This is a genomic window from Microvirga sp. P5_D2 (genome assembly GCF_054049475.1).
Map to the genome: position 1 here is coordinate 1 of NZ_JBFUMH010000172.1, position 10,910 is coordinate 10,910.

The following is a 10,910-nucleotide window of genomic DNA, read 5'->3' on the forward strand; positions in this document are numbered from 1 at the left end:
GGAACGGCTCCTCGAGCCGGCGTGAGGCGAACTGGGCCAGGCTGTCGTCGAGGCGCTTGTTGATGGCCGAGATGGCAGAAGCCGAGAAGCTGTGGCCGCACAGTTCCTCGGTAATCGCCTTGACCTTACGGGTGGAGACGCCCTGCACGTACATCTCGGCCAGCGTGGCCACCAGCGCCTGTTCGGAACGCTGATAGCGCTCGAACAGCTCGGTGGAGAAGCGGCCGTCGCGGTCCTGCGGCACGCGCAGCTCAAGCTTACCCACCCGGGTGATGAGGGTGCGGGTATAGGAGCCGGAGCGGTAGCCCAGGCGAGCCGAGGTGCGCTCGCCCTTCTCGGCCTGAAGGGCGTCGGTCATCTCGGCTTCGAGCATCTCCTGCATGACGGCACGCACGATCTCGCGCAGCCCGTCCGGGTTGTGGCTGAGAAGGTCCTTGATGGCAGCGGCGGCAGGTTTATCCTTGATGATGGTCATGGTGGGGCTCCTCTCGGAGTGTGTGACGTTGAACATCACCATCCTGCCATGACCGCCCCGATCAGGCGATTTGCAGAACCTTCACCACACTACTGACAAGCAGGGTGCGCAAGTACCAGTTTCCCCGTTTGGAGAGACCTCCCAAGATCGTCTGATCCCCGGTCGAGATCTGCTTCAGCACCAGCCCGAGCCAAGCCGCAAAGTCGCGGCCTTTGGCGAAGGCGGCTCCGGTTCCGACCGCCGCCACCATGGCGCTGGCGGTGATCACGCCAACCCCTGGGATCCCCATCAGCCGCTGGCACCCTGCATCCTGCTGGGCCAAGGCGGCGATATCCCGCGTGATGGCGGCAATGCGCTCATCGAGTTGCCGCCAGTCCGCCGCGAGATCCTCGAGCAGGTGGAGCATACGCGGCGAGAGCACGTCCGTGCGCTGGGCGAGTAGCGCCGGAAGAGCCTCGCGTAGACCAGCCGGCCCTTGGCGCACGGCGATACCATCCTCGAGCAGGAAGGCGCGGATCTGGTTGATCACCGCCGTGCGCTGGCCGATCCGGCGGCGGCGCACCCGGTGCAGGGCCTGCAGATCAAGTTGTTCGGCCGACTTCAGCGGCACCGGGCGCATGGTCGGGCGCTGGACCACCTCGGCAATGGCCTCAGCATCACGGTAGTCGTTTTTGTGTCCTTTGAGGAACGGCTTCACGTACTGGGCCGGCAGCAGGCGCACGTCATGGCCGAGGGCCGCGAGTTGGCGCCCAACATGATGAGCACCGGCGCAGGCCTCCATTCCGATCAAACAGACCAGCAGGTTGGTCAGGCAGGATTGGAGCTGCCCGCGCGCGATCTTGCGGCGCAGCAGGATCGTGCCGCGGGCATCCATGCCAATGAGGTGGAACGTATTCTTGCCCAAGTCGATGCCGATCGTGGCGATGGCCTCAGTCGTGGTCTGGTGTGACATGGCATGGCTCCGTGGCTTCGGGACAATCCCGTCCTCCCATGCTCCCTCCGGGAGCACGGCCGGTCCATGCCATTAGCCGTGGCCTTTTTCAGGATCTCCCGCTCCTGGCGCAGGATCTCGTTCTCGCGCCGCAGCCGCTTCAGCTCGGCCGTCATATCCTCCTGCCGGTTCTCGGGCGGATGATCAATCTGATGCTCGCGGCGGCGATCGATCCAGTGCCGCAGGGTCGACAGGCCGACGCCGAGATCCTCGGCAATCTCGCGTCGCGTCCGGCCGCTGGTCTCGACCAAACGAACGGCCTCATCCTGGAATTCCTGCGTAAAACGCTTCTGTTTGGGCATGGATATCCTCCTGCTTCATACAGTGCTCTCCAGTTTCTTGAAGCAAGTCCACCCGTTCTATGCACCGATATTCTGCTCGTGCCCCGAAAAGGCCTCCAGGTTCATGGAGAAGAGCTTGGAATGCTCCTGGCACAGCAAACCTCATCAGGTTTTGTCAGCGGAGCGTGTTAATGCCAAAAGGCCACCGTCATGAACTGAGTAGACAAGATCAGTGCCAATGCTCCCATTTCGGGGTTCGCCACGCCCCTCCCGCCCTCAGAAACTAACTCTCCCGCTCGAGGCTACGCCATCGACGTGGATCGTTTGCCCGGTTATGACGCCCGCCTCTTCTGACAGGCCGGTTGCGGCTCGCTTGCACAGATGGAAATGCTCCAACTGATGCAGGACATATTGAACGGTCCAGCGGTAGCCCGTGGAATGATCGACTCCGATGCCTCGCTCGACCATCATCTCCATCAGACACCTTAGACTGAGATCATAGGCCAGCTACTATCGCACGCAGAGCCGGATTATGGACTAATCAAAATGCCTGCCCATGAACACGCCAACCCTTCGCTCGGGAAGCCCGGAGAGCAATAGGTGAGACGCGGAAAAACGATATTTGCAGATCCTTCGCATCTGCTCCAGATCTGCAAAAACCCCGATCATCTCCCCCTCTGTCTAGCCGGCGAGTGCGGAGCGCCGGCATAGGAGCGAGCCAAGATTGCACAGATGATCAGCTGGATCTGGTGGAAGAGCATAAGGGGAAGGATGATCGCGCCGATCATGGATGCGGGAAAGAGGATGCTTGCAATAGGAACCCCGCTTCCCAGGCTCTTCTTCGATCCGCAGAACACGATGGCGATCTCGTCCGGCCGCGAGAACCCGAACAGGCGGCTTGCTGCCGTCACGATGAACAGAACAGATGCAAGGAGCACGCAGCTGAGAACGGCAAGGACGATGAGGTCGCGCAGCCCAAGCTGGTGCCACAGCCCGTTCGCGGCAGCTTCTCCGAAGGCATAGTAAACGACAAGCAGGATTGCGCCGCGATCCACGAAGCCCGTGAATGTGCGGCTCCTGTCGACCCATTCCCTGACCCATGGCCGTGCCATGTGCCCCACCAGGAACGGGACGAGGATCTGCATCACGACCCCACCGATGGCGCTGAGAGGAATGCTACCCTGTGTGTTCATGAAGAAGCTCATGAGGATCGGAGTCAGAAAGACGCCCAGCACATTCGAGGCCGATGCGCTGCACACGGCCGCAGCCACGTTTCCGTTCGCAATGGAAGTGAACGTGATGGAGGACTGGATCGTCGAGGGCAGAAGGCACAGGTAGAGAATCCCCAAGCCAATGCCGGGTGCGAGCATGGGCCCGAGACTGACGCTGAATAGCAATCCGAGCATCGGAAACATGACGAAGGTTGCCGCAAACACCATCAGGTGAAGACGCCAGTGAATGGCGCCGTCGATGATGGCTTTCCGCGAGAGGCGGGCGCCCTGCAGAAAGAACAGAAGCGCAATCGAACCTGCGATGATGACCTTGAGGACCGGAATGCCTTCGCCGGTCGTGGGCAGAATTGTCGCGATAATGGCAACTGCCACGAGGGCGACCGTGAAGCGGTCGGGCCGCAGGTATGAGAGGAAGCCCATCGTTCAGGCACTCCGGCTGATTAGTGTCATTCTTATTGTYCGAAGAAGCGCGCATCCTGCCGGCGGCGCAAAGCGAGAAGGGGCGAACCCTCCGGCAGTTCGAGATCGACCATGCGGATCTCCTCGCCTTTGCGAACGGCCTTTGCCAACCGGCAGTCGGCGGCAAGATAGAACGGGGCGGGGGCATCGGCCACGAGCGCTTCTGCGGGTCTGAACTCGGCGGTGACGCCGGAGATCGTGTGATGATGGCCGCCCATGGACAGGACAGTGCCAGCCGGGAGGTCCTCGATTGCGACAGCAATCAGGTCATAGCGGGGGCGGTAGTCGGATCCGTAGCCGGACACGTTGTGAATCGCCGCATCGAGGATGCTCGTGGCGGCTTCAAGGCCCAGAAGGTGGCGGGGTAGGAAGACCGTGGCGTTCGCGCCCGTCCGGCTAACGATGTGTCCCTTCTGGGCGAGCATGTCCCAGCTCTTAGGATCGTCACAGCGGAAAACGACGAAGACGCCCCCCGCGAAGCTGATCTCGTCGGGCTTGCGCAGGCAGTGGAACACGTCGATACGCCGGTCGCCGCCGAGGATACCGCCATCCTCACGGCGGGAGAAGATCGTCGGCAACTCGTTGATGCGCGCAAGGGGTGCGTGGAGGTCCATACGGTCCGGCTGTAGGCCAGTTGCGTTCGCGACCACCATGAGCTCGCACAAGTCCGGCACGGCCCGCTGCGGGAAATTCGCGACGGCTGCGGCGCGTGAAGCCACTATGTCATCTGTGCCGCGTTCTCCCAGATTCCAGTGACGGGCGAGGTCGACATCGTCCGCGCTGCGCTCGTTGCTGGTCAGGTGGCTCGTGCGGGGATCGAAGACAAAGTCGTACTCGCTGGATTTTCCAGCAGCGACGATGTGAAAGCCCATCACCTCTGCCCAAGTGGCAAGACCGATGAGCAGGCTCGGTTGGTCCCCATCCACGGTCGTAACGATCCGGCCTCGCTCCTCAGCCATAGCCTTGAGTTCCGGGCCGACCACGCTGTCGAGTTCCTTAGTGACGAGCGCCAGATGCTTCCTGGCCTCGATGGCGATGAGGGCATGCCGTGCCGCAGCGATGGGCTGTCCGGTCGCTTCGACAACAACTTCGATGGGAAGTTCGACCGCAATTGCGAGGTCGCTTGCGGCGATGAAGCTGCCGCGGTCCCAGGCGGCTTTTGCATCGGCTACCGAACTGCAGAGCTGGATCCGGTCCGGATTAATGCCGGCGGCTYTCAGTCCCGCTGCGGCACTCTCGGCTGAAATGTCAACAGCGACCCGCGCGCTCAGGAGCGGAACACGCTGAGCCTGAGCCAGATAGCTCTGTCCGAAACTTCCCGTGCCAACGATGCAGGTCTCAACGGGGCGGTCGGCCTTTGCATAATAAGTGCGATAGTCCATGGCATATTCCTCTTGTCCGACGAGCGCGTTGACGTCGGTATCTTTTCCGGTTGAAGCGAGACGGTAGTCTTTATTTGCGGAGCATGCTCCAGGCCTTCAGGAAGAAGTCCGGAGCACCGAAGTTGCCAGACTTAAGCGCGAGGGCGAGATCGGTTCCCGAGAGCGTTCTCGTCCAGGGAACGCCCGGATCGATCTCTGGCCCGATGGTGAGCGCTCCGACATCGAGCGCATTCACGACCGCGCCGGATGTCTCACCTCCTGCAACGATGAGGCGTGTGAAGCCTCGTTCCGGGAGCGCGCAGGCAATCTGCGCAAGCGTGTTCTCGACGATTTCACCCGCATTCATGCGGCCGAGCTTGCGTTGAACCTCCTGCACCTCGCCGGGCGTCGCTGTTGAGTAGATCAGGACGGGGCCGCTCGCCTGCTGTGCAGACAGCCAATCCAGGACCGTCTGTGCATTGAGGTTGCCGGACGCGAGAGCCATGGGATCGAGACGGAAGGCGGGGACATGCCTCTCAATGGCAATCTCGACTTGGCGCTTGGTTGCGGCAGAGCAGGAGCCCGCGAGAATGATCTCACGTCCTGCGGGAGCGTCGAATGCCTTTTCGGATGAGGACGAAGATGCCCTGCCGCCGCGATAGGCTGCGGGCAGGCCCATGGCAACACCGGAGCCTCCGGTGATAAGCGGAAATTCCGCCGCGGCCTGGCCGATGGATCGCAGGTGAGTGTCGGTCAACGCATCGACGATCACGACCCGATGCCCTGCGGCTTGCTCCCGCTCGAAGGCAACCTTGATGGCATCCGGCCCCGCCTCGACATCCTCGAAGGTTACGAGGCCAACCGACAGCTTCGTCTGCCTTTGCAGCACCCGCACGAGATTGGGATCCCGCATCGGCGTGAGCGGATGGTCTCTCATGCTGCTCTCGTGCAGCGGCACGCCGTTCACGAACAGGTGACCCTTGTAGACTGTGCGGCCATTGGCTGGGAAAGCAGGGCAGGCGAGGGTGAAGCTGCTTCCCGCGAATTCCAGAAGCGCCGCGGCCACCGGCCCAATATTGCCTTCGTCCGTGGAGTCGAAGGTGGAGCAGTACTTAAAGAAGAAGTGCTCTGCGCCAGCCATTTTCAGAGCTGCCGCCGCCGCAAGGGACTGAGCGATGGCATCCTCGACGGGAATGGTTCGCGACTTGAGGGCAACGACCACCACGTCTGCGCTGGATAAGTCAAGATCGGCGCTTGGGACGCCAATCGTCTGCACAGTTCGCATCCCTTCGCGGGCGAGCATGAGAGCAAGATCGGTGGCTCCGGTCAAATCATCCGCGATGCACCCGAGTTTCATGCTCTGCCTCCGCTTGTTTTTGATGAAATGTTGCTGCTAGACCAGCGGACGAGCCAGCCCAGACCATCCTCAGTGCGCCCGCGTGGTTTGTATTCCGCCCCGATCCAGCCGCCGTATCCGAGTTGTTCGACCGCGTGGCAAAGCGATGCATAGTCAATCTCGCCCTCATCCGGTTCTGCGCGGCTGGGCACCGCAGCGATCTGGACATGCCCGATCAACTCGCGGTGTGCCTCGAAGCGCCGGGTCAGATCGCCCTGCATAATCTGCGTGTGATAGCAATCGAACATAATCTTCACGTTGGTGCGCCCCACCTGCCCGATGATCGAGGCAGCCTGCTCAATGCGCGATAGGAAGTAGCTTGGCTTGTCATGATGATTGATCGGTTCCAGCAGCAGTGTGATTCCGGCCTGCGCCGCCTTGTCGGCGGCCGTCCTCAGGTTTGCGACGAAGGTGCGCTCGGCCGCCTCGAAGTCATCCGCTGCAACAGTGCCAGCCATGCAGTGAACGGTGCTAGCGCCAATCTCCGACCCGTATGAGAGGGCCTGATCCACGGCTTGCTGGAATTCGCTCTCCCGACCCGGCACAGCGCCCAATCCGAAATCTCCCGCAGCGGTGTTGCCGACCGATGTATTAAGCCCCAGCATCGTGACTTGGCTGCGTTCAAGGGCCGTGCGCATCTCGGCGGCGGGAACCTGATACGGCCAATGCATCTCGACGGCCTTGAAGCCGGCGGCGGCAGCAGCTGACACTCGTTCCAGCTCGGGGCGGTCGGCGAAAAGAAAACCAAGATTGGCCGAGAAGCGGGGCATGGGTTTATCCGCATTTGTGGGAATGGACATGGGCCTCGCCGCAGGTGCCGTGACTGGACTCGGCCCCTTCCTCGCCAATCACCTGATCCAATCCAAAATGGTCGACGAGATCGCGCACCTGTGCGCGGGTCAGAAGGCGCGGGTTGAGGCCGTGGAGGAGAAGGCGGAGTTTCGCCGTTTCCTCGAGTTCTTCGGTGGCATAGACGGCAGCCTCGAGATCCTTCCCGGCAACGACCGGGCCGTGATTGGCCAATAGGACGGAGGTGTACTTCCCGGCAAGTCCACGGATCGCATCCGCTACGGCAGGATCCCCGGGGCGGTAATAGGGAACGAGGGCCGTTCGCCCAACACGCATGACGTAATAGGCCGTCATCGGCGGAAGGACGTCTGCCGGATCGACGTCGGGCAGCATCGAAACCGCGACGGAGTGGGTCGAGTGCAGGTGCACGATGGCTCCCACATCCCGGCGAGTAGTGTAGAGAGCCGTGTGAAGCGGCAACTCCTTCGTGGGAGCATCCCCCGAAACGAGGCGTCCCGCCGCGTCGAGGCGGCTCAGCCGGGTGGGATCGAGAGATCCGAGCGAGCTGTTGGTCGGTGTCGTCAGCCAGCCGCCGTCGCTGAGGCGAACGGAGATGTTGCCTGAGGAACCGGCCGTCAGGCCGCGCTCGAACAAGGAGCGGCTGAAGCGGCAGATTGTCTCGCGAAGTTGGCTTTCATCGCTCATGTCGGCGACCTCGCAGAATGGAGTGGTTGCGATCAGCCCGCGCCGTTTCAGGTTGAACGGGGGCGGTCCTCGTGTCAGATGGCGTTCTTTACGCGGTCCCAGGTCTTGTCCATGTGAGCCGTCAGCACTTTCGACAGGCGGTCGGCATCCCTGGCCTCGAGAGCCACGATCATGTCCTCGTGCTCGGCAACAGCGCCTGCCCACTTGTCCGCCCCTTCGTTGCCGATGTAGCGGATGCGGCGAAGCCGCGCCTGCAAAATGCCATGTACGTAAGCCAGCGCCTCGTTCTTCGAGAGGCGGAGGATGGCCGAGTGGATGCTCTGGTTCAGCTTAAAGTAGGGCAGGCGATCGCGCTTCTCATACATGTCCATCATGAGGTCGTGCAGCTGCCGGACCTCCGTGATCTCGGCATCCGTGGCGTTCTCGCAGGCGAGGCGACCTGCAAGTCCCTCAAGGTTTCCGAGCACCACGAGGCTGTCGTGAACGTCCTTTGGGCTGAATTGGCGCACCACGGCGCCACGCCCCGGCGATAACTCCACTAGTCCTTCGCTTGCAAGAAACTTTAGAGCCTCCCGCAGGGGGGTGCGGGACACGCCAAGTTTGGCTCCAAGGTTTCCCTCATGAATCCGGCTGCCAGGCGTGAGCTCTCCCTCGATGATCATATCGCGTATGCGCGCCACGATCGCATCGTGAAGGCTGAGGCGCGCAATAGGCCCCCGCACGTCGGAGGCGCCGATCAGCGAGCCTGAAGTGTCTGGAATGGTTGGTTGATCCATGGCCGAGCCGTCCATCTGTGCTTTCCCATAGAACATAGTTCCTAAAGGAACGCTCCGCATAGCCGTCTTATAGCTATATACTGAATTTGCGCAAACAAAATTCTGTATGCAGAATGCTTGCATGCAGAATATGGGACTGTTACTGTCCTTGTGTCACCCCAAAATGAGGCTGCCGTGAATTCTCCTTCGCCGACCATCCCAGTGAGACCCACCATTGCCTTTGCTATGGGCGATCCGGCTGGCATTAGTCCGGAACTCGCTGCCAAACTTATTGCTTCAGATGGATTCCGGACTGGCGCGCATCTGGTGATCTTCGGGGATCGCCGTATTCTGGAACAGGGTGCTCAGATTGCCGGCGTCGATGTGGACGTGGACGTCGTCTCCTCGGAGGAGTCGGTTCCGGCAGGAGCTGCCCGGCCGATCTTCGTCGACCTGAAGAACCTGAATCCTGAGCAGGTCACTCCCGCGACGGCGACGCTCGAGGGCGGCCAGTTCGCGACTGAGAATTTCCGTCGCGCATTGCAGATGGCCGATATGGGCCAAGCCGACGGAGTGTTCTTTACGCCCTTCAACAAGAAGGCGATGCGCCTCGCCTATGAAGGGTATGATGATGAGATCCGCTTCGTGCGCGACGTTCTCAACTCCTCTGCCGCCGCGAGCGAGTTCAATGTTCTTGGGAAGCTCTGGAACGCTCGCGTTACCTCCCATATTCCCCTATCGCAGGTTGCGTCTGCGATCTCCGAGGGTGCAATCCTGAAGTCGCTGCGGTTGGCGAATCAGTGCATGCGCGCCGCCGGGTTCAATCCGCCGCGCATTGCAGTGGCGGGGCTCAACCCCCATGCGGGCGATGGCGGCAATTTCGGTCGCGAAGAGATCGAAATTCTTGAGCCGACCGTTCAGAAGGCCATTGCGGAAGGCCTCGCTGTAGAGGGGCCGTTTCCATCGGACACAGTCTTCCTGCGCGCCAAGAGCGGCGACTTCGATGCCGTTCTCACGATGTACCATGACCAGGGCCAGATTGCGATGAAGCTCATGGGATTTGATCGTGGCGTCACTTTGATCGGAGGATTTCCATTCCCGATCTGCACGCCTGCCCATGGCACAGCCTATGAAATTGCCGGCCGCGGCATCGCCAATCTCGGCGCAAGCCGTGAGGCGCTCCTGCTTGCGATTCGCATGGGCACCGAGGTTCGGGCTCGCCGTGAGGCGGTGGAACTGAGAGCCGGTTAAGGGCGCTGCCTAGCCTAATTCCAGAATCTTGGGTCGACGCCATGGCCCAGAGAACATCGCAAAGGGAGAAAACTATGCTTAAGAAGACATCATGGATGGTTGCAACTGCCATCACCGCCGCACTCGGCGGTGTGGCACAGGCTGAATGGAAGCCGACGAAGCCGGTCGAGTTCATCGCGATATCAGGTCCCGGCGGCGGAACCGACAACTTCGCGCGTATGGTTCAATCAATCATTGCCAAGCACAAATTGATGGATCAATCGGTCATCGTAACCAACAAGGGCGGCGGCAGCGGAGCCGAGGGCCTCGTTTATGCGAAGGCGGCAGCGGGCGACCCTCACAAGCTAACCTTTGGCACGAACAACGCCTATCTCCTGCCTTATGTCGCGAAGCTGGCCTACAAGCCCAGCGACGTCACCCCCGTTGCCGCCATGGCCATGGACGAGTTCCTGATCTGGGTGAATGCGGACTCCCCTTACAAGGACGCTCAAAGTTTCATCGAAGCTGCGAAGGCTAAGCCGCAGACCCTGAAGATGGGCGGCAGCCAGTCCAAGGATACCGACCAGACGCTCACGAGCCTGATCGAAGACGCAACCGGCACCAAATTTATCTACATTCCTTTCAAGGGCGGCGGCGAAGCTGGAGTTCAGCTCGCTGGCAGTCACATTGACGCGAACACGAATAATCCGAACGAAAATATTGGCCAGTGGAAGGCCGGTGCGATCAAGCCACTGTGCGTGTTCAGCCCAGCGCGTCTCGCCAAAGGCCCGAAGGTCACGGCGACCATGGGCTGGTCCGACATACCGACCTGTAAGGAAGAGGGTCTCCCCATAGACCAGTTCCAGATGCCACGCACCGTGTGGCTACCAGGCGGCGCTTCCTCCGAGGCAGTGACGTTCTACGCCAACGTCCTCAAGAAGGTGAGCGAAACCCCCGAGTGGAAAGAATACATTGAGCGCACATCTCAGACGGATCGCTTCTTGGCAGGCGAGGAGTTGAAGAAGTTCGTTGCCGAGGATGAGGCCAAGAACAAGAAGGTCTTCGAGCGTGAAGGCTGGGTCGTTAACTAAATCTAACAAAGCCGAGCAACCGGCGCAGCCTCGGCTGCGCCGGTTTGTCAGATAAGAAGTTGACAGGGAGCGACGCCATGATTTCTCGTTTCGGTGCTGAGATCGCAACCGCAACCGTAACGGCTGGTCTGGGACTTATCGCTGT

Annotated in this window: 9 protein-coding genes and 3 pseudogenes; 2 read left to right on the forward strand and 10 right to left on the reverse strand. The window is 61.0% G+C overall.

Annotated elements, in window-relative coordinates; all coding sequences use genetic code 11:
* From ACXJKO_RS26325 to ACXJKO_RS26370, 10 genes and pseudogenes are all read right to left on the reverse strand, one after another.
* Nucleotides 1-475, reverse strand: a 475-nt coding sequence (locus ACXJKO_RS26325) for a transposase (RefSeq protein ID WP_457094013.1), incomplete at its 3' end; no start/stop codon positions are given.
* Nucleotides 476-548: 73 nt separating this feature from the next.
* A pseudogene (locus ACXJKO_RS26330) lies at nucleotides 549-1,427 on the reverse strand (IS110 family RNA-guided transposase); the annotation flags it as partial.
* Nucleotides 1,428-1,501: 74 nt separating this feature from the next.
* Nucleotides 1,502-1,768 (reverse strand): annotated as a pseudogene (locus ACXJKO_RS26335) (transposase); the annotation flags it as partial.
* 339 nt (nucleotides 1,769-2,107) lie between these two features.
* A pseudogene (locus tag ACXJKO_RS26340) lies at nucleotides 2,108-2,254 on the reverse strand (IS6 family transposase); the annotation flags it as partial.
* Nucleotides 2,255-2,412: 158 nt separating this feature from the next.
* On the reverse strand, nucleotides 2,413-3,399 hold the full coding sequence (locus ACXJKO_RS26345) for a bile acid:sodium symporter family protein (protein WP_457094014.1): 987 nt from the start codon (nucleotides 3,397-3,399) through the stop codon (nucleotides 2,413-2,415).
* A 32-nt stretch (nucleotides 3,400-3,431) separates the two neighbouring features.
* A complete protein-coding gene (locus ACXJKO_RS26350; protein WP_457094015.1) occupies nucleotides 3,432-4,820 on the reverse strand; it encodes an NAD(P)H-dependent oxidoreductase in 1,389 nt (462 codons plus the stop codon).
* 70 nt (nucleotides 4,821-4,890) lie between these two features.
* Nucleotides 4,891-6,156, reverse strand: coding sequence for a 3-oxo-tetronate kinase (otnK, locus tag ACXJKO_RS26355; protein WP_457094016.1), 1,266 nt, complete (start codon nucleotides 6,154-6,156; stop codon nucleotides 4,891-4,893).
* Nucleotides 6,153-6,965 (reverse strand): hydroxypyruvate isomerase family protein, encoded by an 813-nt coding sequence (locus tag ACXJKO_RS26360; RefSeq protein ID WP_457094017.1) that lies wholly within the window; start codon nucleotides 6,963-6,965, stop codon nucleotides 6,153-6,155. Before ACXJKO_RS26360 ends, otnK begins: the two co-directional genes overlap by 4 nt.
* Before the next feature lie 4 nt (nucleotides 6,966-6,969).
* A complete protein-coding gene (gene otnC / locus ACXJKO_RS26365) occupies nucleotides 6,970-7,689 on the reverse strand; it encodes a 3-oxo-tetronate 4-phosphate decarboxylase (RefSeq protein ID WP_457094018.1) in 720 nt (239 codons plus the stop codon).
* 74 nt (nucleotides 7,690-7,763) lie between these two features.
* Entirely contained in the window at nucleotides 7,764-8,465 is a 702-nt protein-coding gene (locus tag ACXJKO_RS26370) for a GntR family transcriptional regulator (protein WP_457094019.1), read from the reverse strand.
* A 225-nt stretch (nucleotides 8,466-8,690) separates the two neighbouring features.
* On the opposite strand from ACXJKO_RS26370, the gene ACXJKO_RS26375 reads away from it, so the two are divergent.
* Together ACXJKO_RS26375 and ACXJKO_RS26380 are read left to right on the forward strand one after the other, a co-directional pair.
* Nucleotides 8,691-9,695 carry a 4-hydroxythreonine-4-phosphate dehydrogenase PdxA gene (locus ACXJKO_RS26375; protein ID WP_457094021.1) on the forward strand — a complete coding sequence of 335 codons (1,005 nt, stop codon included), beginning with the start codon at nucleotides 8,691-8,693 and terminating at the stop codon, nucleotides 9,693-9,695.
* Nucleotides 9,696-9,769: 74 nt separating this feature from the next.
* Entirely contained in the window at nucleotides 9,770-10,765 is a 996-nt protein-coding gene (locus tag ACXJKO_RS26380; RefSeq protein ID WP_457094020.1) for a Bug family tripartite tricarboxylate transporter substrate binding protein, read from the forward strand.
* Nucleotides 10,766-10,910: the final 145 nt, after the last annotated feature.

Coding starts and splice junctions, on each gene's coding strand:
- ACXJKO_RS26345 (WP_457094014.1), bottom strand. CDS start 3,399: ATGGGCTTCCTCTCATACCTGCGGCCCGACCGCTTCACGGTCGCCCTC.
- otnK (WP_457094016.1), bottom strand. CDS start 6,156: ATGAAACTCGGGTGCATCGCGGATGATTTGACCGGAGCCACCGATCTT.
- ACXJKO_RS26360 (WP_457094017.1), bottom strand. CDS start 6,965: ATGCCCCGCTTCTCGGCCAATCTTGGTTTTCTTTTCGCCGACCGCCCC.
- otnC (WP_457094018.1), bottom strand. CDS start 7,689: ATGAGCGATGAAAGCCAACTTCGCGAGACAATCTGCCGCTTCAGCCGC.
- ACXJKO_RS26370 (WP_457094019.1), bottom strand. CDS start 8,465: ATGGATCAACCAACCATTCCAGACACTTCAGGCTCGCTGATCGGCGCC.
- ACXJKO_RS26375 (WP_457094021.1), top strand. CDS start 8,691: ATGGGCGATCCGGCTGGCATTAGTCCGGAACTCGCTGCCAAACTTATT.
- ACXJKO_RS26380 (WP_457094020.1), top strand. CDS start 9,770: ATGCTTAAGAAGACATCATGGATGGTTGCAACTGCCATCACCGCCGCA.